The following is a 22,575-nucleotide window of genomic DNA, read 5'->3' as shown; positions in this document are numbered from 1 at the left end:
GTCAGCTGCGCGCCAGCACCGGCCCGTGCAGCTGGTCGGCGCCCTGCCCGGCGAGGCAGCGGAACGTACGGTCGCCCGCGGTCGGCGGCAGCACCGACAGCGCCCACTCGGTGCTGTCGGTGCGGGTGGTGGTGCGCTGGAACATCCGCCGGCTGCAGACCCGCAGGACGCCGGGATCGGTCGTGACCGCATCCCGGTCGCGGGGGTCGACCCGGGCGGGCAGGGATCCCACTGCAAAGACCTCCCAGCTGTGCCGCTTGGCGCACGACACCTCCCGCGCGAGCGGGCTGCCGGGCCTCAGCTTGAAGCACTCCAGCTCACCCGGGCAGTGCCCCGAGCCGGCGAGGCAGCCGGGGAGCCGGGACATCGCCACCGGCAGGGTCGCGGTTGCGGGGACGGTCAGCCGGGACGCCAGGGAGCGCACCGACGGCGCCCGCGTGGACGCGAGCCAGGCACCGCCGAGGGCCGTGGCGAGCAGAAGGAACACCCCGAATCCGCCGAAGAGCCACCGCCGTTTGCCGCGCTTCGGATTCTCGGTGTGGACGGTCGGCGTCTCGTCCGGCCCGGCCGCGTCCCGGGTGGGCGTCACCGGCGGCACCGGACGCGGCTGCGGCGAGGCGTGGAACGGCCTCGGCGCGGGCGGCACGAACGTCGAGGAGTGGTAGACCGTCGGGGCGTGCCCGCCGGCGGGGTTGATGTGCAGGCCGGCGAGCATTTCGCGCAGTTGCTCGGCGGTGGGGCGGTCCCGGGGGTCGTTGGCCATGCCGTAGCGCAGCACCTCGGTCAGCGCTCGCGGCACCCCCGGCATGTCGGGGATGGGCTGATTGAAGAGATCCATCAGCGTGATGAGGCTCGGGCTGCGGTCGCTCTCCCAGCGCGGCGGGCGCCCGCGCATGACGGCGTAGAGCGTGGCGCAGAGCGCGTACACGTCCACGGCACCGGACGGGTCGGCGTGGGAGAACATCTCGGGTGGCGCGTACGCCGGGGTGAGCACCTCCAGCGTCACGGAGGAGTCGCGCATCTCGCCCAGCACGGCCAGCCCGAAGTCGGCGAGCACGGCCGGGTTGAAATGCGAGTACAGAATGTTGGCCGGCTTAACGTCGCGGTGCAGGACGCCGTTGGCGTGCGAGTGCACGAGCGCATCGGCGATCTTCACACCCAGGTCGCGGGCCTCGACCGCGCCGAGCGGGGAGATGCGCATGCGGTCCAGGTACGACCCGTCGCACAGCTCCATGATCAGGTACGGGTGCTGGTCGACCGTCACACCGACGTCGAAGAGGTCGACGACGTGCGGGTGCGACGACATCCGCCCGGCCGCCTTCGCCTCGCGCAGGAACCGTGCCTGATCGCGCGCGTTGTCGAGCGTCCGGTTCTCGACCTTGATCGCGACTTCGCGGCCGACCGAGTCCTGTGTCGCTCGGTACACGGTTGCGTACCCTCCGCGAGCCATGACGGTCAGGCCGGACATACCTGGCACGTAAGGCACGGGCAGGCGACCAGGCGGGGTATCCGTCACGGGTAAGAAAATACGCGAAGGCCGGGCGGGATCATCCCGGCACGTCAGACGCGTAGGCGACAGATTCCGGCGGCTCCACGATGGAATGTGCCAGAGCGTCCCGAAGTTCCTCCGCCGCAACGCGTTCGCTCGCCTGCTCGGTCGAGTACGCCAGCAGCACGGCTTCTTCCGCGGCGTCCCGTGCGCCCGGTATGTCCCCGGCGGCCGCGTTGACCCGGGCATGCACCAGCGCCGCCACCACCCCGCTACGGACGTCCTCGGCCGGAATCTCCCGAGCGCGCCGGATCCACGTGGCGGCCGCGTCCACCCGGTCGTCGGCGAGCAGCGCGGACGCGTACGACGCCAAGGCCTGCCGGCGGGAGAACAGCAGCGAGCCACCCGTGTCGCTGGCGATGGGCGCGAGCAGGCCGATCGCCGTACCCGCGTCGCCGGACCGCAGCCGCGCCTCGGCGAGCAGGACCCGCGGCCCCACCTGTGCGGGGGCGAGCGGATTGTGCGGCTCGACGGCGGTCATCACCCGGCGCGCGTCGGCCTCGGCGGACTCGCAGTCACCGCGTTGCAGCGCCACGAACCCGCGCAACGTGCCGGCCATGCCCAGCAGCAGCGGGTGCCCGGTGCGGCCGGCGAACTCGAGCGCGTCCGTGAGCAGGTCGTTCGCGTGATCGAACTCACCCAGGCCGCGGGCGATGACCCCGCGTACGACCAGCGCCAGCCCGCGCCCCCAGTCGTCCGACACCTTGTCGAAGTCCCGATACGCCCGGCGCGCCTCGCCGTCGGCCTCCGCGAGGTCGCCGAGCTCGGCGGACGCGTACGCCTCCACCGCCCGCAGCGTGCCGACCGCCCAGCCCTCGCCGACCCGGTCGCCGAAGGGCAGGAAGATCCGGGCCAGCCGCCGCGACTCCACGAGCCGCCCGGCGAGCAGCCGCGCGAACGCCGTCGTGCCGCGCAGCCACGAGCGCCCGACCGGGTCGCCGAGCTCCGCGAAGAGCCGGGCGGCCCGGCCCAGGACCGCGTCCGTGCCGGCGAAGTCACCGCGGGTCGTGGTCACCCAGGCCAGGTTCTGCAACGCCCAGGCCTGCCCGTGCCGGTCACCGGCCGCGAGCGTCACCTGGTACGCGGCCGCGAACCGGCTGCTCGCCTGGCTCAGCTTGCCGGCCAGGAAGTCGGCCATGCCCAGCCGCCGCATCGCGTTGGCGCGTTCCGGGGCGAGCTCGGCGTCGGTCGCCACCTCCAGCGCCTCGTGCCAGGCACACACGGCCTTGGACCCGTCGCCCAGCGCCTCGTGCGCCCGGCCGACGACCAGCAGCGCCTCCGCCTTGCACACCGGCTCGTTCTCGGCGGTCCCGGCGATCTTCTCGCCGAAGGCCAGGGCTTCCTCGGCCCGGCCCAGGCGCAGCAGCGCGCGGGCGTGCACGAGCTGGTCCGACAGGGGCAGGCCGTCCTTGGCGAGGACGGCGGCGCGTTCGGCGTACCCGATGGAGGCGGCCGGTTCGATGTTCGCCAGCGCGCGGCGGGCGAGCCGGCCGAGCGCGGCCACCCCGAGCGGCGCGACGTCGCGAACGGCGGCGTCCGGACGCAAGCGGACCGCGTCGGCCAGCTCCAACGCGCATTCGGCGTGGGTCGCGACGAACCCGTCGCGCTCGTTCTCCGTCAGGCTGAGGCGCGACGCACCGTCGTAGCCGAGCTCGGTGATCGTCTCCGGCGCGGCCCACCGGGCCAGGTAGGCGTGCCGGTCGGCCAGGTCCGCCTTGCCGATGCCCGCGTACGCCGCCTCGCGCATCAGCGGTGTCGTGAATGCGTACCCGCCGCGCACGCGGTGCAGCATGCGGCGCTGGAGCAGCTCGTCGACCGCACGCTCGAGCTCGACCGCGGCGACCGCTCCGGGCCGTGCGTCGCCGGGCGAGCGGCGCTCCCGGAGTGCCTCGATGACGCCGGTGGGCACGGTGTCGCCGACCACGGCCGCGTCCCGCAGCACCGACCGCGGCTCGGTCGGCAGCGCGTCGATGCGGGCGGCGAGGACGGCGGCGAGGTCGCGGGAGAGCAGCTGACTGCCCATCGAGCCGTCGGCCAGCTGCCATCGGCCGGCCGCGTTCGCGCCCACCGCGGGCATCAGCGACCCGCGCTCGAGCAACAGCGTGACCAGCTCGGCCAGGTAGAACGGATTGCCCTGCGCGGTGGCCAGCAAGCGGTCCGCGTCCTGCTGGGGAAGTTTTCCGCCGTTCAGGTACGACGTCAGCAGCCGGGAGGCGTCGGCGCCCCGCAGCGGCGGCAACGTGTGGATCTCCGCGTCGGCGAGGCGGGTGAGGGCGCCGGCGGTGCGTACGAGCTCCGGCCGCCCGAGCAGCAGCATGACCACCGGCCCGTCCAGGCGCGACAGCACGCCGCCGAGCGCGTCGATCGTCTCGGCCGTGGCGTCGTGCAGGTCGTCGACGATGACGACCAGCGGCGCCTCCCTCGCCAGGGCGCTGAGCAGGCCGGCGACCGCCACCGGGATGGTCTCCGAGTCGGGGCGCGCGCCACCGGTCGGCTGCCACTCCGCCACGGCGGCCGGGCCGACGGGGTTGGCCGGCGCCTCGCCGTACCCGAGCAGGGCGAGCAGCCGGTCGATCTCGATGTCCGGCTGCTCGCCGTCACGGCTCAACCGGGCGACCAGCTTGCGCAGCCGCTCCTCGACCACCGGGCGGCTGACCGTGGCCGCCACGTCCTTGGGCAGGCCGACGGACTTGCGGACCAGGTCGGCCAGGGGCGCGAACCGGCGCCGCTCACCGAAGGCACGGCAGCGGGCCCGCAGCACCCGGGCGCCGGTGTGCGCCGCGAACCGGCCGGCGCCGACGTCATAGCCGGCCGCCAGGCGTTTGACCTCACCCGCGAACCGGGTCTTGCCGATGCCGGCCTCGGCGGTCATGACCATGACCCGCGGGGTGCCCGAGTCGATGACCTCGGCCAGCCGCCCGGCGACCCGGCCCAGCTCGGTCTCGCGCCCCACGAACGGCGCCTCGTCACCGAGGCCGGAGCGGGTGCCGGGAGCGTCGTGGAGGCCGAGCAGCTCGTACGCGGGAACCGGCTCCCGCTTGCCCTTGAGCCGCAGCGCCCGCAGCTGGCGCCAGGAGGCGACGTGCCGGGTGCCCCCGGCGGTGCGGGAACCGGCGTAGACGGCACCGACCGCGGCGGCGTCGGCCAGCCGGGCGGCGGTGTTCACGGTGTCGCCGATGACCGTGTACTCGATGGAGGCCTGGATGCCGGCGACGACCTCGCCGGTGTTCAGGCCGACGCGCAGCCCGAGCGGGGCCCCGCCGCCGCGCTCGTCGTCCAGCACCCGGCGGACCGCCCGTTGCATGCTGAGCGCGGCCCGGACCGCCCGCTCGGCGTCGTCCTCGTGGGTGACGGGCGCACCGAAGACCGCCATGATCCCGTCGCCGGTGAGCTTGTCGACGTGCCCGCCGAAGGTCTTGACCGCCCCCGCGAGCGCGGCGAGCACCCGGTCGGTGACCGCGCCGACCCGCTCGGGGTCGAGGTCTTCCGACCAGGAGGTGAAGTCGGAGAGGTCGCCGAAGAGCACCGTCACGATGCGGCGTTCGGCGGCCGGCAGGGTGGCCGCCGCGGGCAGGGCGGCACCACAGTTGTGGCAGAAACGGGCACCGGGTACAGCCACGGTTCCGCACACGGGACAGGTCACAGCGGGTCCAACTGTTCCGGGGTCGGTTGTGATTCCCGCCTCAGAAAGTCGAGTTGCGCCCGCGCGGACATCTCGGCGGCGAACCTGATCCTGGGGTCGATGTCGGGATACACCAGGTCGACGACCGCCTCGGGCGAGTCGGCGCCGGACGCGAGGGCGGCACGCACCTGGGCGAGCCGCTCCCGGCGATGATCGAGATAGACCCCGGCGACCTCGGCGCAGTCGGCCTGCACCGGGCCGTGCCCCGGCAACATCAGCTTCGGGTACGCCCGCAGCGTCTCGAGACTTCCGAGGTACGCCCCCAGATCCCCGTCGGGCCATGCCACCACGGTGGTGCCCCGCCCCAAGATGGTGTCGCCGGTGAAGACGGCGTCCGCGACGACGAAGCACACGGAGTCACCCGTGTGCCCGGGCGTGGCGACCACCTCGATGTCCAGGCCCGCGAGGCGCATCCGCGGCGGCAGCGGATCGCCGTGCTTGGGGTCGGCGGCCAGGACCGGCACGCCACCGAGCATCCGCGAGAGCGTCTCGGCGCCCTCGACGTGATCGTGGTGGCCGTGGGTGATCAGGATGGCGCTCAGCGGCCGGTGCTCGGCGATCGAGGCGAGGTGCCCGGCGTCGTCCGGCCCCGGATCGATCACCACCGCGTCCTCGGCACCGGGCGCACGCAACACCCAGGTGTTGGTGCCGTCCAGCGTCATCGGCCCGGCGTTGGGCGCCCGCAGCAGCGTGACCCACTCCGGCAACCGCTCCACCTGCGACGACACAGACGCCACCCCCCAGCGCATGGTACGTCGCCGGAACCGCCGGGATCGACCAGGCAAGGTGCGACCCCGGCGCTGCCGTCAGGCGATCTCGGCGATGACCTCCACCTCGACCGGCGCGCCGAGGGGCAGCTCCGCCACGCCGACGGCGCTGCGGGCATGCCGGCCCTGCTCGCCGAGAACGTCGCCGAACAGCTGTGACGCGCCGTTCACCACGGCCGGCACGCCGGTGAAGCCCTCGGCCACCGCCACGAAGCCCGTCACCTTGACGATCTTCACGATCCGGCCCAGGCCGACGAGCGCGTCGATCGCTGCGAGGGCGTTCAGGGCGCAGTACCGGGCCAGCTCCGTACCCTGCTCCGGGGTGACGTCCGCGCCGACCTTGCCCGTGTACGGCAGCTTGCCGTCCACCATCGGGAGCTGCCCCGACACGTACACGTAGTTGCCCGACTGCACGGCCGGCACGTACGACGCCAGCGGCGGGACCACCTGCGGCAGCGTCAGCCCCAGCTCGGCCAGCTTCGCGTACGCGTCCGCGCCACCCTCGCCGCTCACCGGCGTCGGGGCCGTCACGCCTTCGCCCGCTTCATGTACGCCACGAGCTGCTCGGCGTTCGGGCCCGGCACGACCTGCACCAGCTCCCAGCCGTCCTCGCCCCAGTTGTCGAGGATCTGCTTGGTCGCGTGGACCAGCAGCGGCACGGTCACGTACTCCCACTTCTGCATGTGCTCGCCCAGCTTCCTTAAGTCAGTTCGCGCGAGCCCCCGGCCCGCGCTCCGGCGACAGCTTAAGGCGGCCTTGACCAGGGCGCCGGAGCGGCCTCGCGGCCGACCGGATTCCATTACCCTGACGAGGGGGCGGTGCGACCCCGGAAGGGCAGATCAGGGGGGACGATGACGCAACCGTCGCAGGGCGGATCCGGGCGACCCTCTTCCATCGCCGCCGCCGAGGCGCCGGCCTCCGACTTCATCGACGCGCCCCCGGCCGCCACGCCGGCGGGGTGGCCGCCGCCGGGCGCCTATCCCGGCGAGCCCGGGCATCCATCGCTTCCGGCGCCGGAGCCGGCCACCGCCGCGCCCACCGAGCAGATCCCGGCCGTCACCGACGCCGCGGCGACCGAGCAGATCCCGGCCGTCACCGACGAGACGGACGTCATCGACGCCGTCGAAGGCGAGGTCGTGTGGCACCAGCCGCCCCCGACCGAGCCGTTCCACGCCAAGCACGAGAAGCCCGGCGAATGGCACACCCACCCGCCCGACCACCTCGCCTTCGAGCATTCGCCGCCGGCCGAGGTGCAGCCCGGCGTGCAGCACGACGAGCCCATGGAGGCGGAGGCGATCCCGCTGCGCATGCTGCCGCAGCCCTGGGAGGTGCCGTTCGACCCGCAGCACACCGAGACGGTCGTCGACGACGATTCGCCGCGCCGGCGGCGGCGTACCGGGCTGTGGGTGACGCTCGCGCTGGTCGTGACGCTGCTGCTCTTCGCCGGCGGCACGGCCTCCGCGCTCCTGCTGCTGCGCAACGCGGACAGCGGCAAGGGCTCGGCCGACCCGGCCACGGCCGTCGACCGGTTCATGACGGCGGTCTACACCCAGCAGGACGCGAAGGCGGCCGGTGACTCCGTCTGTCGCGAGGCCCGCGACGAGGACAAGCTCAAGGGCCGGGTGGACCAGATCAAGGGGTACGCGAGCCAGTACGAGGCGCCGACGTACCGCTGGACGGAACCGGCAGTGTCGGGGCAGAGCGACGACAAAGCCACGGTCGCCGTCCAGCTCACGATGGTCACCGACGACGAGAAGAGCGCCGAGCAGCAGCTGACGTTCACGGTGGTCCGCAAGACCGGCTGGCTCGTCTGCGACGTCAGGGGCTGAGCGGAAACCGTACGCTCGAGGAGTGGCACGAGATGAATGGCCCGCCCGCCTGCACGTGGTGACGGGCAAGGGCGGCACGGGCAAGACCACCGTGGCGGCGGCGCTGGCGCTCGGCCTGGCGGCCGGCGGGCACCGCACCCTGCTGGTGGAGGTCGAGGGCCGGCAGGGCATCGCGCAGCTGTTCGGCACCGACCCGCTGCCGTACGAGGAACTGCGCATCGCCACCCCGGCCCGGGGCGACGGTGAGGTCCGGGCACTGGCGGTGGATCCCGAGGAAGCCCTGCTCGAGTACCTCGACATGTTCTACAAGCTGGGCGCCGCCGGGCGGGCGCTGCGCAAGATCGGGGCGATCGACTTCGCCACGACCATCGCCCCCGGCCTGCGGGACGTGCTGCTGACCGGCAAGGTCAAGGAGGCCACGACGCGCTCGTCCGACGGGCGGCGCGCGTACGACGCCGTGGTGCTGGACGCGCCGCCGACCGGACGGATCGGACGGTTCCTGAACGTCACCGCGGAGACCGCCAAGCTGGCGAAGATGGGCCCGATCAAGACCCAGAGCGACGGGGTCGCCTCGCTGCTGCGCTCGCCGATCACCTCCGTACACGTGGTCACGCTGCTGGAGGAGATGCCGGTGCAGGAGAGCCTCGACGCGATCGAGGAGCTCACCGCGCTGCACATCCCGGTCGGCCGGATCATCGTCAACGGCGCCCGCCCGCCGCTGCTGACCGGCGCGAAGGTCACCAAGTCCGAGCTCCGGCGCGGGCTCGCCGCCGCCGGCCTGCCCACGGACGCGGCCACGGTGAGCGGCCTGCAGGCCGAGGCGAAGGCCCACCTGACCCGCCGCGAGCTGGAGGAGTCGCTGCGCGGCGACCTCTCCGAGACCGATTACCCCATGGTCGAGCTGCCGCTGCTGGAGGACGGCGTCGATCGGGAGAGCCTGAACCGCCTGGCCGACCTGCTGATGGGTGTCTGACCGCCGCGTCCCGGGCCCCGAGTCAGTACGCTCGAACCGTGGCCGCTGATCAGACTGCCCCGCGCCTGGACGTCGACGCACTGCTCGCGGACCCGGCGACCCGGATCGTCGTGTGCTGCGGTGCCGGTGGCGTCGGGAAGACCACCACGGCGGCCGCCCTGGGGTTGCGGGCCGCCGAGCACCACGGCCGGCGCACGGTGGTGCTGACCATCGACCCGGCCCGCCGGCTGGCCCAGTCCATGGGGCTGACCGAGCTGGACAACACGCCGCGGCAAGTCAAGGGCATCGACGTCGAGGCCACCGGCGGCGAGCTGCACGCCATGATGCTCGACATGAAGCGCACGTTCGACGAGGTCGTGCAGGCGCACACCTCGCCGCAACGGGCCGCCGAGATCTTCGCGAACCCCTTCTACCAGGCCATGAGCTCCACCTTCTCCGGTACGCAGGAGTACATGGCGATGGAGAAGCTGGGTCAGCTGCGCTCCCGCGACGAGTGGGACCTGATCGTGGTGGACACGCCGCCGTCCCGTTCCGCGCTCGACTTCCTCGACGCCCCGGCGCGGCTCTCCCGCTTCCTGGACGGCCGCATGCTCCGGATGCTGCTGGCCCCGGCGCGCGGCGGTCGCAGCATGTTCAGCCTGGTGACGGCCTCGTTCGGGATCTTCTCGCGGGCGGTGCAGAAGATCCTCGGCGCCCAGCTGCTCACGGATCTGTCCGGCTTCGTCGCCGCCCTGGACTCCATGTTCGGCGGTTTCCGGCAGCGCGCGGACGAGACGTACCGGATCCTGCAGGACCCGCAGACCGCCTTCCTGCTGGTCGCGGCACCGGAGCGGGACGCGGTCCGGGAGGCCGCGTATTTCGCGGAGCGGCTGGTCTCGGAGCGGATGCCACTGGCCGGCCTGGTCCTGAACCGCACGCACCGCACGGCCGTGGACACGGTTCCGCTGGCCGCGGCCGAGGCCGCGTCGGTGGCGCTGGAAGCCGAGGGCGATCAGCAGATCACCGCGGACGCGCTGCGCGTGCATGCGGCGTTGCTGCGGCAGGTCGATCGAGAGGTACGGGTGGCAGCGCAGTTCACGGACGCGTTCCCCGCCGTGCCCTGGGTGTCGGTGACAGCGCAGCCCGCCGACGTTCACGACGTCGACGGGCTGCGAACTATCGGCGATGCGCTGACCGCCGGTGCCTGATCGGCGAGGGTTGTTCACGACGGTGGAGACCCCGCGGCCGGGCTTACGCTACGTCGGCCTCGGGGCGGGTCGTGAACATCCCTCGATCAGCGGGTCGAGACGAGCACCTTGTCGGCGCCCTTCTCGCGCAGCGCGGCTTCGAACATCTTGCGCCAGCTCGCCACGTGCGGGTGCCGGCGCAGCAGAGCCCGCCGCTCCCGCTCGGTCATGCCTCCCCAGACACCGAACTCGATCCGGTTGTCCAGTGCGTCGGCAAGGCATTCGTAGCGAACCGGGCAGCTTCGGCAGATCCTCTTCGCCACGTTCTGCTCGGCGCCCTGCACGAACAGCGCGTCAGGGTCGCCACTCTGACACGCCGCCATGCTGGGCCAGTCGCTGATCATCCCCATCTGTTCACGTCCCCCCTTGCAATTACCCCCTGACGTCCGCAGGCTCATGTCCCCCAAGCCGCGCAGACGTCGTGCGAAAGCTCGCCGACCCATCATGCTCCGTAGTCGGGCGATTACGCAACGTTGTCCCTCAAATACGTATACCTCGGTAGTTCCGGGCATCTCGCTCTGACCGGACGGGGAAAAGTTCGCGGGAAAACTCAGAAAAGACCACGCGCTGCCGATCTGACCGGCAGAATCATTCTGGGCGAACCGTGACCATCTCGACGCGTGGTCAGGGTGCTGTTTCGCGTACCCTGCTCACGTGACCTCCTGGATGCGCAGACGCGATCACAACATCTTCGCCAATGCGACTTCTCTGCTGATCTGTGGCCTGCTGGCGGGCGTGGTGGTCGCCGCCGCGGCATTCCCCGCCGTCGCCATGTCCGGCCTGGCAGCAAAGGCCGGCGGAGAGACCTTCGCGAGCCTTCCCAGCGAGCTCAAGCAGGCGAGCGCACCCCAGATCAGCCGGATCTTCGCGTCGGACAACAAGACCCAGATCTCGGTCTTCTACGACGAGTTCCGCAGCGACGTGCCGTTGAAGGACATCTCCGTCAACATGCAGCACGCGATCATCGCGGCCGAGGATCACGAGTTCTACAACCACAACGGCGTCGACCTCAAAGGCGTCGCCCGCGCGGTGGTGAGCAACAAGAGCGGCAAGTCCCAGCAGGGCGCGTCCACCCTGACGATGCAGTACGTGCGCATGTCGCTGGCGTACTCGGCGACGAACCCTCAGGAGGTCGTCGACGCCACCAAGGACACGCCCAAGCGCAAGATCACCGAGATGAAGTACGCCATGCAGGTGGAGAAGGAGCTCACCAAGGAGCAGATCCTCGAGCGCTACCTCAACCAGGCGCCCTTCGGCAACGGCTCGTACGGCGTCTACGCGGCCAGCCAGGTCTACTTCAAGAAGAAGCCCAACGCGCTCACGATCGCCGAGTCCGCCCTGCTGGCCAGCATGGTGAAGGCGCCGACCGCGTTCAACCCGACCACCGCCAGCGGCTACCCGCAGGCGCTGGCGCGGCGCAACTACGTCGTCAACGACATGCTCGAGCTGAAGTTCATCACGCCGGACGAGGCGAAGAAGGCCACTGAAACGAAGATCAGCAAGACGGTCCAGCGGGTCGGCAACGGATGCGTCTCCGTGGCGAAGAACCACTGGGGCTTCTTCTGCGACTACTTCTACCGCTGGTGGCTGAGCCGCAACGAATTCGGCGCGACCACATACGACCGGGAGCGCCGCCTCAAGAGCGGCGGCTACCGCATCCAGACCTCGATGGACGTCAAGGCGCAGAACGCGGCGCGGCAGAACATCCTCAAGCACATCAAGGACAAGAACAAGAACGCCCTCCTGATCGCCGGCGTCCAGCCCGGCACGGGCAAGGTGCGCACGCTCGCCGCCAACCGCCGCTTCAAGCTCGACGATCCCGAGCATCCGCAGAACAAGATCTCCTCGGACCCGCGCAAGGCGCGGAAGAAGATCCGGGGCACCTACCCGAACACCACCAACCCACTGCTCAGCGGCGGCGGCGACATCACCGGCTACCAGGCCGGCTCGGTGTTCAAGATGTTCACCATGGTGGCGGCGCTGGAGAACGGCTACCCGCTGGCCTACTCCATCAACGCACCCGCCCGGTACGTCTCGAAGTACATCATCGCGCCCGGGCCGTCGACGTGTAACGGCAAGTACTACTGCCCGTCGAACGCCTCGAAGAGCGAGAAGGGCATCTTCAACATGTGGACCGGCTTCGGCGCGTCGGTCAACACGTTCTTCGTACCGCTGCAGGAGCGGGTCGGCGCCGAGAAGGTGGTCGACGTCGCGAAGCGCTTCGGCGTGCAGTTCCGGGCCAAGCAGGACTACGACTTCGCCGCCACCGAGGAGTCCGCCCACCAGTGGGGCGCCTTCACCCTCGGCGTGTCCTCCTCCACCCCGCTGGACATGGCCAACGCGTACGCGACCCTCGCCGGCGACGGCATGTACTGCACGCCCACCCCCGTCGAGCAGATCACCTCGCAGGACGGCGAGAAGATCGACGTAGGGCAGCCGCACTGCACCCGGGCGACCTCCCCTGACGTGGCACGAGCCGCCCTGGACGCCGCCCGCTGCCCGGTGGGGGACTCGGCCCAGCTCGGCAACTGCAAGGGCCGCACGGCACCGCAGGCGCACTCGGAGATCGGCCACCCGATCTACGGCAAGACGGGCACCACCGACCACGACAAGACCGCCGCGCTGATCATCGGCACCACCACCCTCACGGTCGCCGGCTACCTGGTGAACCCCGACTACCAGGACCACTCCGACCGGATGTCGCACCAGATCGTGAACCCCGCCGTCTGGGGCACCATGGCCGACTTCATGGAGGGCAAGCCCAAGGTCCAGTTCAAGACCCCGGGCAGCCGCAAGATCTCGATCGGCGACCAGCGCTCGATCCCGGACGTCACCTGCGCGACCATCGACGGCGCCCGGGCCCGCCTGGAAGACGCCGGCTTCAGCGCCTCGGTCGGCGCCGAAGTCGAGTCGAACTGCCCGAAGGGGACGGCGGCCGGCACCAACCCGGGCGGCCGGACGATCAAGGGCGGCTACGTCAGCATCGAGGTCAGCAAGGGCAAGGCCGATGACAAGCCCAAACCCCCGAAACCGGGCGACGGCGGCATCATCTTCCCCCCGCCCCGGCGGCGCTGACGGTCGGACGACGACGGGCGGGTCACCCTCGGTGGGTGGCCCGCCCGTCTACTTCTCCCGTACGGGATCAGCCGAGCTGTTTGCGCACCTCGGCCGCGACCCGGCCGCCCTCGGCCCGACCCGCCACCGCGGCCTGCGCGGCCTTCATGGCCGGACCCATCTGACCCTTCCCGCTGAAGCCGCCTGCGCGCAGCGCCTCCGCGACGATCCCCGCGATCTCCTCGTCGGTGAGCTGAGCCGGCAGATACCGGTCCAGGATCTCCCCCTCGGCGTTCTCCTTGGCCGCCTGGTCGGCCCGGCCGGCGCCCTGGAAAGCGGTCGCCGCCTCCCGGCGCTTCTTCGCCTCCTTGGTGAGCACCGCGAGCACCTCGTCGTCGGAGAGCTCCCGCGCGGCATCCCCGGAGACCTCGGCGTTGCGCACCGCGGACAGCGCCATCCGCAACGTCGACGTGGTCAGCTCGTCACGGCCCTTCATCGCGGTGCGAAGGTCATCGTTCAGGCGGTCTTTCAGCGTTCCCATGGACGCCCAAACTACTCTGGCCCTCATGCGCAAGCGCCCCCTTTACGCCCTGGCCGCCACGATGACCGCCGTCGGCGGCGCCACCTTCGCCTACGCCTCCCTGGTCGAGCGCAACATGTTCACGCTGCGCCGCCTCAGCGTCCCGGTCCTCGAACCCGACGCGGAGCCGCTGCGCATCCTGCACCTGTCGGACCTGCACATGATGCCCGACCAGCACCGCAAGCAGGCCTGGGTGGCGGCCCTCGCCGGCACCGACCCCGACCTCGTCGTGGTCACCGGCGACAACATGGCCTCCCCGGACGCCGTACCCGGGGTCCTACGCGCCCTCGAACCGCTGCTGCCCGTGCCGGGAGCATTCGTCTTCGGCTCCAACGACTACCGCGGCCCGGTCTGGAAGAACCCCCTGAGATACGTCCTGCCGATCGAGAACGAGTACGTCCAGGGCGTCGAACTCCCCACGGAAACCCTCCGCCAGGCCCTCACCGACGCCGGCTGGGCCGACCTCAACAACGCCCGTACGGTCCTGAAAGCCGGAGGCCGCTCCATCGAACTCGCCGGTGTCGACGACCCCCACGTGGACCGAGACGACTACCCCTCGGTCGCCGGCCCCGCCACCCCGGGCGCCGACCTGCACCTGGGCGTGACCCACACCCCGGCCTCCCGAGTCCTCGACGCCATGGCCGCAGACGGCTTCGCCCTCCTCCTGGCCGGCCACACCCACGGAGGCCAGGTCTGCATCCCCGGCTACGGCGCCCTGACCACCAACTGTGACCTGCCCCACTCGATGGCCAAGGGTCTGCACCGCTGGCCCGGCTCCGACTCCTGGCTCCACGTATCCGCAGGCCTGGGCACCCACCCGACAGCACCGATCCGCTTCGCCTGCCGCCCCGAGGCGTCCATCCTGACGCTGATCCCCCGCTGACCTGCGACTTTCCGGCAGGGGGATACCGATTTCGCGTGGCGGAGCGCGTCGGATACTATTGCTCAGCACGCCGCGGGGTGTGGCGCAGCTTGGTAGCGCGCTTCGTTCGGGACGAAGAGGCCGTCGGTTCAAATCCGGCCACCCCGACAGAGGTAAGGGCCTGACCAGTGGGAACGCTGGTCAGGCCCTTAAGTTTATCGATGGGGTTTGAATCGCCCCCCCCGAAAACCCCCCGTAAACGCCTGGGCGCGATCAGATTCGTCGGCCTATGGCCGTCGGGCGGGGGACGTCAGGCGTTCGCCTGTTCGGGTCTGCAAGGCCCGGGTGGTTGCGGCGCTCCCGGGCCGCCCGCTGTCCGCCCAACGCCGACATGGCGAAGTGGGTCGGCAGGGAGCAGCCGAGGAAGCGACTCGCTATCGAAGGCCGTGGGGCGCGCTTGATCGCGCCTTGAAGAGGTCGAAGCCGCTGTTGATAACCGCAAACGACGCGAGCGTGCACAAGTAGAGCCCACTGACCGATCCTGTGATCCGTACGTGGTTGACGTCGCCTACGCGCTCCACGATCTCCTTATCGAGCAGACCGAGCGTTCCGCTGATATCGCCGTGGGCAAGGGAGCTGCATCCGCTCCAGACCACTTCGGCGAGGTCCGCGCCGAGTGTGGTCAGCTCGCCTGCGGCTTTGACGCTCTCGGAGTACTGCGGTGACCGCAGCGCCCTCCTGGCGTCGTCCGGTTGAACGCCCGCGTTGATGATCAGGTCGCGGAGCTGCCGCTCACGCTGTTCGACCGTCCGGGGGCCTGGCTGTCCGACGAGTTCTCGCATTCGTGCTGAGTGGCGGACCTCCTTGGCCTCAAGGGACAAGCGCCGGGTCACGCGGGCCAGCCGCATCGGCGGTCCCAGCATCCAGACCGCGCGCGCCCCGTTCTCGAAGGCGCCACGGATGAGCGAGGACTGGGCATGAGTGTGAATGCGGATCGACGCTGAACGGTCGGTCAGCTCACTGACCAGCGATGACCGGAGACACTGCATGTGGTCGACGGCGACCGTCAGGGCGTGCCACGCGCTGTGCGAAACCTGGTATGGGTCAGCCTTGGCGTCATCGCCTGCCAAGGGGCTGCCCGGCTGCACCTGCCAGGCAGCGCCGGGGCGGTCGGTCATCTCGCGCCACGCGTCAACCTTGTCCAACAGCGACAAGAGCTTCCGAAGGTCGCGCTCTTCGTTGTCCTGCACAGCGGGGGATGCTACGCCCGACCGGCTCCGGTGCGATTTATCTGCCCCCAGAGCTCCAGTGCCGGCGGCTCGACGCCGCTGTGGACGCGTCCCCGCCAGGCGCTGCATAGCTAGTTGAACGGGTATTGCTTCCACGCCTGGTCGAGCAGGGGGTTGCGGTCGTCAGCCAGTTGGTGCGGCTTGAGCGCGATCCCCAGCGACCAGGTCGAGCGCCCGGAGTCAGCCATGATCTCGGTCAGGATGGGGCCCACAGGCAGGCGCTGGCCGATACTCACGAGGGACTCGATCTCTCGGGCGGAGCACACGGTCACCGGTACATCGCAGGTAGGCAGTACCTGGCGTCCAAGGAAGCTGTTGGCCATGTACCACGGGTCGAGGGTGGCTACTAGGCCGAGCAATGGCCGGTCGTTCGGGATGTGGGCGACCTCTGGCGCGCCGGCCTTGATCAGCGCGAGCGTGCGGTTGATCTGCTTGATGGCCTTGCCGACGGTGCGGGTCATCATCGTGGTGAGGGAGTCGTCACCCGCGCGTCCAGCGGCCGGGAGGATCCCCGCCTTGGCTTCTACGAGCAGCACCACGTCGTCGAGCACGACGAACCAATCGGTCGTGTCCATCCGGTCCTTGCCGCGGTGGTACTCGACCTCGGGTTCGACACGCGCATCGGGCAGTGTGGCGAACTGGCGTCCCACGTAGTCCTCGAACAGGTACCCGAGGTCGATGGCGAAGCCGGTTCCCCATTTGTGGACGCCGGCGTAGTACCACTCGAGTGGTGACATCCGCCGGGAGATCAACTGGGGTACCGGGGCGATCAGCCGGCCGTCTTTGCGGCGGATGAAGGGGCGCGCAGTGAGCGGGTTGAACACGTACTTGTCGAGCAGCGGCACGGCCGGTGCCTCGGCGGCGAGCTTCTTGAAGCCGGCCACGTCGGTGGCGAACGAGGTGTTGACCACGTCGAGGATCGTGTCGCGCGGAAGCACGTTGAGCACCGGCGTGAAGTTCGACTGGTCGAGCCATGTGGGATCGAAGAGGCCGCCGTTTATGTCGGCCCCGGCGTGCAGCAGCATTGCCACACCGGCGGCCTCCCGGACCGGGGCGCCGAGTAGCTCGGCCAGGCGCTCGTCGGTGATGACTGTCAGGGGCTTGCTGCCGGTGTAGCCGTTGAAGAGCGCTTCGGCTCGCGCTAGCTCCTCGAACATCGACTCCTGGTACGGGAATTGCTCGTACCCGATGCGGACCATGACCGCGAGCGGAGAGCCCAGGTGAGGGTGGTCGAGCTCCTCGGGGTGCAGGTTGTTGTGCATGTGGCAGGCAAGGGTCAGGTCCCGTGCACGCATGGGCGTGGACCTGTGGGGGTTGCCGTTGCACAGCGATGCCTTCACGACCGCCGCGAGCGCCCACGGCGTCGTGCGCTGGTAGCCGCTCGGGTCCTCGTCCATCCGCCGGGGCAGCTTCTGCGCCGCGGCGACCACGGCGTCCAGCACCGACTCCTGGTTGAACCGGCGGACGTGATCCACGAAGTCCTTGTAGGTCCACTCCGGCGCCGCTGAGCTCACGCGAAGACATTGGCACGGTTTGCGCCACTTCAACAACCGGATTTGGGCCGTTCAGCGCGCTTGAGCCGGCCTGTGACCAGGACCAAACACGCTGATGCCCCGACCGATGGGTCGGGGCATCAGCGCCGTCGCTCCTGGCTCTAGCCGGGCATCCGCCGCAGAAGGCTAGGCGGCGTGTGGCCGTTCGGGTTCGCTCGCCGACTGGCCGGGGCCGAGCTTCTCCAGGATGTGAGAGCTGTCCGGGGCCAGCGCCGGTTTGACGATGTAGTGCTTCTTGGTGATCGCCTCGTCTTCGTGGCCGAGTTGGCCGGCGGCGTCCTTGGCGTCGGCTTCCTTGTCGATGAGGCTGGCGACCGTCTTTCGGGCGGTGTGCGGCGTGACCCATTCCAGGCCGGTGTCCGTGCGGGCTTGGCGCCACTGACGCCGCACGTTCTGTGGCGACAGCCAGGTGCCGCGCCGTGAAGCGAAGATCGCGTCGTGAGGGTTGTCGACAGCCGTGATCTTGCGGGCCATCAACATGCCGACCGCGAAGGGCGGGAGCACGACGGTCCGGTAACCGGCGTCAGTCTTCGTCCATCCCTGTCGGAAGATGGACCGGCCGATGAAGGGCGCCAACCTCATGCAGGCTCTCGCCCGCGTCAACCGCCGGTTCCGGGGAAAGCAGGACGGCCTGCTGGTCGGCTACGCCCCGCTGACGGAGAACCTGCGCAGGGCGCTCACCGAGTACACCCCCAGCGACCAGGAGGACCAAACCCTCGGCCGGGAAATCGACCGCGCCATCAGCGAGGTGCACAACGAGATTTCCGTCATCGAGGCGATGCTGGCCTCGGTTGGGTGGCGGGCGGTCCTCGACGACGAGAACGACGCGACCCGCTGGCTGCGGGCAGTGCGCAAGGCCGCCAACTTCCTGCGCGACCCCCGGACTCCCGGCAACCTCGTCGAGCCCGGCACGAAGCCGCTGCACCAACGTTTCCGCGACTCGGCGGGTCGGCTGGAACGGTTCTACCGGCTCTGCGCCACCAGCCGTGACTTCATCGAACGTGCCGGCGACATCGAGCGCCTGCGCCGCGACATTCATTACTTTCGCGACGTTCGGGTCTGGATCGTCAAGGAGGAGGCCGCCGACCGGGAGGCCAAGGGTTTGCCCAACACGGCCGAGGTGGAGCGCTACCTTTCTCAGCTGGCCGCCGAGGTGGTCGACGCTGCCGACATCACGGACATCTACGAGGAGGCCGGCCTCGGCAAGCTCGACATCACCGAGCTCAACGGGGTGGCGTTACAGCGTCTGCAAAACTCCGACACCCCGCACCTCGCCGCCTCTGCGCTACGCCGGCTGATCCAGCGCAAGATGCGGGAGGTCACTAAGCACAACGTGGTCCGCCAGGAACGCTTCTCCGCCCAGCTTGAAGACTTGATGAATCGCTACATGCGCCAGCAGCTGACCAGCGCCCAGCTGATCATCGAGCTCGTCGAGATGGCCAAGCAGGTATCCGCCGACGCCCGTCGCGGCCAACAGTTCGACCCTCCGCTCAACCACGCCGAACTCGCCTTCTACGACGCCGTCGCGCAGAACGGCGCCGCCACGGAACTCATGGGCGTCGGGACCCTGGCAGAGATCGCCCGTGAGTTGGTCAGGTCCATCCAGTCGTCGATCACCGTGGACTGGTTCTCCCGCGAACCGGTACGCGCGAAGCTACGCAGCCACATCCGCCGGCTGCTGGCCCGCTACGACTACCCGCCAGACCACGAGCGCGCCGCCGTCGACCTCGTCCTTCGGCAGATGGAGACCTTCGCCAACGAGTGGGCGCCGGGTGGGGCAAGGTCAAGCTGACGCTTGGACAGCTCGGGAATAATCTTTCGAGCTGCGCCTTGCCGAGCTCGGCATCCGAGCCGACCTGTATCGCTATCGCGACCGCAGGGTTCGCCGGAGTCGTCCTCAGCCCCATGCGCTGAACCGACCGCACCGCGCAGCGGCCACCGGGCACCGGGCACCGGGCACCGGGCACCGGGCACCGGGCCGTCATAGCCGAGGAACCGCGCCGGCCTCGGTAAGGAAGCGGACCAGTTGCGTCCGAGACGACAACCCCAGCTTGCGATAGACGCTGGACAGGTGCGCCTCAACTGTCTTGCGTGAGATGAACATCGCGGCCGCCACCTCAGGGTTGCTCAACCCCCGGGTCACCGCCGTCGCGACTTGCAGTTCCTGCGGAGTCAGCCGGTATGCCGGGCTGGGTTCGTGGGCCGGGCCGGTCGGCCGCTCTCCCGCCGCGATCAGCTCCGCCTCGACCCTCCGCGCGTACGGGTCGGCTCCCAGCACGCGGAACGTGGTCAGCGCCGCCCGTAGGATCGGTCGCGCTTCGGCCAGTCGGCGGTGCCGGCGCAGCGCTTCGGCGTGGCACAGCTCGGTGCGTGCCTGCTCGAACGGGTTGACGGAGTGCCGATGCAACGCCGCCGCGGCGGCGAAGTGGGCGGCCGCCTCATCCCCGTCGACCGCCACCATGCCGTGACAACGCTCGGCCGCCGCTCGCGGCGTCGGCAGCCCACTCAACGCCGCGTGTCGGTCCACCTCGACCAAGCGCGCCGCGGCCTGCTTGGTGCGGCCACACCGCCAGTACGCCTCGACGAGGTCCGGTTCCCAGAGGATCACGTTCGGGTTACCCATCCCGTTACGTGTCGCGAAGTCGCGGACCTCCTCCAGGTAGGTCACCGCACGGTCGGGTGCGCCGGTGGCCAGGTGGAGTAGTCCTCGCACTCCGCCTTCCCACATCACCAAGCCGCCGGTGCCCAGCGGCCCGGACATCTTCGCCGCCTCGTCGAGCCGATCGGCGACCAGTTCCGCATTCCCACGGGCGGCGTCCAGGCGGCCGAGCAGCACCAGCGAGAGCCCGATGGTCACCGGAACACGAGTCTCCTGCCCCAGGCGCAACGACTGCTCCGCGCCGGCGTACGCCTGCGCCCAGTCGCCGGTGCAGCGATCCACCTCACTGCGGTAGTTCAGGGCGTGGCTCAACGTGCCAAGGTGACCGTCGCGGCGCGCATCGTCGATGATTCGGTCCAGGAGCCGGCGCGCACTGTCGTACTCCTCGATCCAGAGGTAACAGGCGCCGAGGAGGCAGAGTGCGAGGGCGTCGCGGTCCGGATCGAGCGCTTCCACGGCCCTGTCGAGGGCGTCCCGGTCGACCGCTGGATCCCCGGCGAGCACGAGCGCTTGCGTCAGCGCCGCCCGGCAGCCGGCGTGTACGGCGGGGTCGCCGGCTGTCTCGGCGAGGCGTACCGCCCGCCGGCACGCCTCGCCTGCCGCTCGGATCCGGCCCTCCGTGAAGGTCGGCAGCGCTGCCTCACAGAGCAGCCGCGCGGCCCGGCCCGGGTCGGCTCCGGCAACGTTGTCCGCGGCCGTCATCAGCACCCGCTCGGCGATGGCCGGCGTACCGCGGATGGTGAACGCCCGGCCGCGCAGCAGATCCACGTCTGCTGCGGTACACGGGTCAAACGCCAGCGTGCGCGCTTCGTCCAGCCACGCGGTCGCCTCCTCCAGCAGGCCACCGCCGAGCGCGTCCGACCCCGCCTGCAACAGCCGGCGGATGCGGCGTTCGGGCTGTGTGTCGAGCCGGGCCGCGCGGTGCATCACCCGCGCGGCGGCCGCCAGCCCGGAACGGCCCCGCATGTCCCGGGCCGCCTCCTCCAGCTCATTCGCCAGCTCGTCGTCGGTGCCCACCGCCGCGGCGGCTCGGTACTGCAGACGGGTGTCACCGTCGGCGGAGTCGATCAGCGCCTGGTAGGCGCGTCGGCGCGCCCAGCCTCCGGCCGCGGCTTCCACCGCCGAGCGCACCAACGGGTGCGAGAAGCGGATCCGGTCGCCGTCGATGACGATCAGCCCGGCAGCATCCGCCGGATCCAACACGCTGGGATGCAGGGCGAGCGCGTGCAACGCGGCCAGCAGCATCGACGTTTCGGGGACGGCGGCCAGCGCCAGCACCAGTAGAGCCGTCCGGGTTCCCTCCGGCAGTGGGTCCAGTTGCGCGGTGAAGGCGCGGGTCAGGTCGGCGCCCAGCGGCAGTTCGTCGGGCAGCGGCCGGGCGCCGGCGAGCTGCCGATCGTCCAGGCACAGCGCCATCTCACGCAGCGCCAGCGGGTTGCCTTGGGTGGCCTGCCAGAGTCGGCCGACGATCTGCGGGGCCACCGTCGTGCCGCGCAGTTGTTCGATCAGGCGGCCGCTTGCCGCGAGGTCCAGGCCGCCAAGGGTGAGCCGGTCCAGGCCCCGGCAGTCCAAGGGACCGGGCGTATCGGCGCGGACGGTGAAGATCGCGCCGATCGGGTCGTTCGGGAGCCGACGGGCGGCGAACGAGAACACCGCCGCCGACGCGGCGTCCAGCCAGTGCACGTCATCGACGACCAGTAGCACCGGGCTGCTCTCTGCGGCTACGGTGAGTAGCGTCAGCGCGCCCATGCAGACGGCGTACTGGGCGGCTGGCTGCTCGCCTGCTTCCAGTGTCAGTGCCCGGCGCAACGCCGTCGCCTGTGGTGCAGGCACATCGCCCAGCAGCGGGAGCAGCGGGCGCAGGACGTCGCCCAGGGCCACGAACGGCACGTCGGACTCCGACTCCAGGCCGGTCGCGCGCAGCACCATGCAGTCTCGGGCCTCGCTGGTCGCGTGCTCCAGCAGGGCGGTCTTGCCGATGCCGGGCTCGCCGGAGATCACCAGGGCGCCGCCGCGGCCGCCGGCGAGGGCACCCAGTAGCGCCGCGACGCGGTGGCGAGGAGCGTCGCGGCCCACGAGCGGTGCGGCGGTAGCCGCGTCCGGCACGTCCATCAGTCCATTCCGCCGTGCACGGCGAGATCGTGTCAACCGGCCTTCTGTACGAGCCGGTGCGAAGCATCCGACACCTCTCACCGCAGCAGCGGGGCCGGATTCGGCAGGCCGTTGGCCATGCCAGGCTCCGCGTACGCGTCGACGATCAGCTGCCGCACCGCCGCCGCGAAACGCGGATCGGCCGCGGCCGCCCGGATCGCGTCGGCCAGCGGCACCGCCAGGTCCGGTCGCGGCCGTTCAGCCGCCGCACCCAGCATCGCCGTCGCGGCCGGATCGCCGGCGAGCCCCCGCGCCGCCGCGCTCGCCAGCCGGCGTCGGCCCTGCCAGGACCGGTGCCGCGCGATCGAGGACGTCAGCAGCGTGGCCGCCACGTTCGCGATGAACGTCAGGTCCGGCACGGCGTCCCCTCCCGTTGCCCGTTTCCTTGGGCACCAGAACGT

The 22,575-nt window shown here is 70.8% G+C and carries 16 protein-coding genes, 1 tRNA gene and 2 pseudogenes; 7 read left to right on the top strand and 12 right to left on the bottom strand.

Annotated features, from left to right (window positions below):
- Position 1 precedes the first annotated feature (1 nt).
- From ACIBO8_RS02525 to ACIBO8_RS02505, 5 genes are read right to left on the bottom strand one after another with little or no spacing between them, the layout of a single operon-like run.
- Positions 2-1,516 (bottom strand): serine/threonine-protein kinase, encoded by a 1,515-nt coding sequence (locus tag ACIBO8_RS02525; RefSeq protein WP_396113307.1) that lies wholly within the window; start codon positions 1,514-1,516, stop codon positions 2-4.
- Positions 1,517-1,547: 31 nt separating this feature from the next.
- The gene (locus tag ACIBO8_RS02520; protein WP_396113306.1) at positions 1,548-5,192 is read right to left on the bottom strand and encodes an adenylate/guanylate cyclase domain-containing protein; all 3,645 of its coding nucleotides are present in this window, start codon (positions 5,190-5,192) and stop codon (positions 1,548-1,550) included.
- On the bottom strand, positions 5,189-5,980 hold the full coding sequence (locus ACIBO8_RS02515; RefSeq protein ID WP_396113305.1) for an MBL fold metallo-hydrolase: 792 nt from the start codon (positions 5,978-5,980) through the stop codon (positions 5,189-5,191). Before ACIBO8_RS02515 ends, ACIBO8_RS02520 begins: the two co-directional genes overlap by 4 nt.
- Positions 5,981-6,037: 57 nt before the next feature.
- The gene (locus ACIBO8_RS02510; RefSeq protein ID WP_396113304.1) at positions 6,038-6,529 is read right to left on the bottom strand and encodes a RidA family protein; all 492 of its coding nucleotides are present in this window, start codon (positions 6,527-6,529) and stop codon (positions 6,038-6,040) included.
- Positions 6,526-6,681, bottom strand: coding sequence for a DUF4177 domain-containing protein (locus ACIBO8_RS02505; protein ID WP_396113303.1), 156 nt, complete (start codon positions 6,679-6,681; stop codon positions 6,526-6,528). Before ACIBO8_RS02505 ends, ACIBO8_RS02510 begins: the two co-directional genes overlap by 4 nt.
- A 168-nt stretch (positions 6,682-6,849) precedes the next feature.
- Here ACIBO8_RS02505 and ACIBO8_RS02500 point away from each other — a divergent pair, with 168 nt between their 5' ends.
- The 3 genes from ACIBO8_RS02500 to ACIBO8_RS02490 are packed head-to-tail and all read left to right on the top strand — an operon-like array spanning position 6,850 to position 9,987.
- Positions 6,850-7,827 carry a hypothetical protein gene (locus tag ACIBO8_RS02500; protein ID WP_396113302.1) on the top strand — a complete coding sequence of 326 codons (978 nt, stop codon included), beginning with the start codon at positions 6,850-6,852 and terminating at the stop codon, positions 7,825-7,827.
- Positions 7,828-7,849: 22 nt separating this feature from the next.
- A complete protein-coding gene (locus tag ACIBO8_RS02495; protein WP_396113301.1) occupies positions 7,850-8,800 on the top strand; it encodes an ArsA-related P-loop ATPase in 951 nt (316 codons plus the stop codon).
- Positions 8,801-8,838: 38 nt separating this feature from the next.
- Positions 8,839-9,987: an ArsA family ATPase gene (locus tag ACIBO8_RS02490; RefSeq protein ID WP_396113300.1), complete on the top strand. Its 1,149-nt coding sequence runs from the start codon at positions 8,839-8,841 to the stop codon at positions 9,985-9,987.
- Positions 9,988-10,073: 86 nt separating this feature from the next.
- On the opposite strand, the gene ACIBO8_RS02485 is transcribed toward ACIBO8_RS02490, so the two are convergent.
- A complete protein-coding gene (locus tag ACIBO8_RS02485; RefSeq protein ID WP_041832981.1) occupies positions 10,074-10,376 on the bottom strand; it encodes a WhiB family transcriptional regulator in 303 nt (100 codons plus the stop codon).
- Positions 10,377-10,692: 316 nt separating this feature from the next.
- Between ACIBO8_RS02485 and ACIBO8_RS02480 the strand changes: the two genes are divergently transcribed.
- Complete coding sequence (locus ACIBO8_RS02480) at positions 10,693-13,101, top strand: transglycosylase domain-containing protein (protein ID WP_396113865.1); 2,409 nt, start codon at positions 10,693-10,695, stop codon at positions 13,099-13,101.
- A 67-nt stretch (positions 13,102-13,168) separates the two neighbouring features.
- Here the strand turns inward: ACIBO8_RS02480 and ACIBO8_RS02475 are convergent, their stop codons facing one another.
- Positions 13,169-13,621 (bottom strand): GatB/YqeY domain-containing protein, encoded by a 453-nt coding sequence (locus ACIBO8_RS02475; RefSeq protein ID WP_396113299.1) that lies wholly within the window; start codon positions 13,619-13,621, stop codon positions 13,169-13,171.
- A 25-nt stretch (positions 13,622-13,646) separates the two neighbouring features.
- On the opposite strand from ACIBO8_RS02475, the gene ACIBO8_RS02470 reads away from it, so the two are divergent.
- Complete coding sequence (locus tag ACIBO8_RS02470; protein WP_396113298.1) at positions 13,647-14,543, top strand: metallophosphoesterase; 897 nt, start codon at positions 13,647-13,649, stop codon at positions 14,541-14,543.
- A 73-nt stretch (positions 14,544-14,616) separates the two neighbouring features.
- Positions 14,617-14,690 (top strand) — tRNA-Pro (locus ACIBO8_RS02465).
- A 266-nt stretch (positions 14,691-14,956) separates the two neighbouring features.
- On the opposite strand, the gene ACIBO8_RS02460 is transcribed toward ACIBO8_RS02465, so the two are convergent.
- From ACIBO8_RS02460 to ACIBO8_RS02450, 3 genes and pseudogenes are all read right to left on the bottom strand, one after another.
- Positions 14,957-15,772, bottom strand: coding sequence for a hypothetical protein (locus ACIBO8_RS02460; protein ID WP_396113297.1), 816 nt, complete (start codon positions 15,770-15,772; stop codon positions 14,957-14,959).
- Between the two features lie 110 nt (positions 15,773-15,882).
- Positions 15,883-17,253, bottom strand: coding sequence for a hypothetical protein (locus ACIBO8_RS02455; RefSeq protein WP_396113296.1), 1,371 nt, complete (start codon positions 17,251-17,253; stop codon positions 15,883-15,885).
- A gap of 237 nt (positions 17,254-17,490) precedes the next feature.
- A pseudogene (locus ACIBO8_RS02450) lies at positions 17,491-17,925 on the bottom strand (tyrosine-type recombinase/integrase); the annotation flags it as partial.
- Here ACIBO8_RS02450 and ACIBO8_RS02445 point away from each other — a divergent pair.
- Positions 17,915-19,156, top strand: a pseudogene (locus ACIBO8_RS02445) (type I restriction enzyme endonuclease domain-containing protein); the annotation flags it as partial. The pseudogenes ACIBO8_RS02450 and ACIBO8_RS02445 overlap by 11 nt on opposite strands.
- Before the next feature lie 189 nt (positions 19,157-19,345).
- Here ACIBO8_RS02445 and ACIBO8_RS02440 read toward each other — a convergent pair.
- Together ACIBO8_RS02440 and ACIBO8_RS02435 are read right to left on the bottom strand one after the other, a co-directional pair.
- Entirely contained in the window at positions 19,346-22,135 is a 2,790-nt protein-coding gene (locus tag ACIBO8_RS02440) for an AAA family ATPase (RefSeq protein ID WP_396113295.1), read from the bottom strand.
- Positions 22,136-22,212: 77 nt separating this feature from the next.
- Positions 22,213-22,533, bottom strand: a complete 321-nt coding sequence (locus tag ACIBO8_RS02435; RefSeq protein WP_396113294.1) for a hypothetical protein — start codon at positions 22,531-22,533, stop codon at positions 22,213-22,215.
- Positions 22,534-22,575: the final 42 nt, after the last annotated feature.

Origin of the sequence: Actinoplanes sp. NPDC049681, from assembly GCF_044465265.1 — a bacterium.
Classification (GTDB): domain Bacteria; phylum Actinomycetota; class Actinomycetes; order Mycobacteriales; family Micromonosporaceae; genus Actinoplanes.
This window is presented reverse-complemented; position numbering and strand designations above follow the sequence as displayed.

What these genes read in the sequence shown, in the direction of transcription:
- ACIBO8_RS02440 (WP_396113295.1), bottom strand. Translation starts at nt 22,135, where the DNA reads ATGGACGTGCCGGACGCGGCTACCGCCGCACCGCTCGTGGGCCGCGAC.
- ACIBO8_RS02470 (WP_396113298.1), top strand. Translation starts at nt 13,647, where the DNA reads ATGCGCAAGCGCCCCCTTTACGCCCTGGCCGCCACGATGACCGCCGTC.
- ACIBO8_RS02505 (WP_396113303.1), bottom strand. Translation starts at nt 6,681, where the DNA reads ATGCAGAAGTGGGAGTACGTGACCGTGCCGCTGCTGGTCCACGCGACC.
- ACIBO8_RS02485 (WP_041832981.1), bottom strand. Translation starts at nt 10,376, where the DNA reads ATGGGGATGATCAGCGACTGGCCCAGCATGGCGGCGTGTCAGAGTGGC.
- ACIBO8_RS02515 (WP_396113305.1), bottom strand. Translation starts at nt 5,980, where the DNA reads ATGCGCTGGGGGGTGGCGTCTGTGTCGTCGCAGGTGGAGCGGTTGCCG.
- ACIBO8_RS02480 (WP_396113865.1), top strand. Translation starts at nt 10,693, where the DNA reads ATGCGCAGACGCGATCACAACATCTTCGCCAATGCGACTTCTCTGCTG.
- ACIBO8_RS02475 (WP_396113299.1), bottom strand. Translation starts at nt 13,621, where the DNA reads ATGGGAACGCTGAAAGACCGCCTGAACGATGACCTTCGCACCGCGATG.
- ACIBO8_RS02500 (WP_396113302.1), top strand. Translation starts at nt 6,850, where the DNA reads ATGACGCAACCGTCGCAGGGCGGATCCGGGCGACCCTCTTCCATCGCC.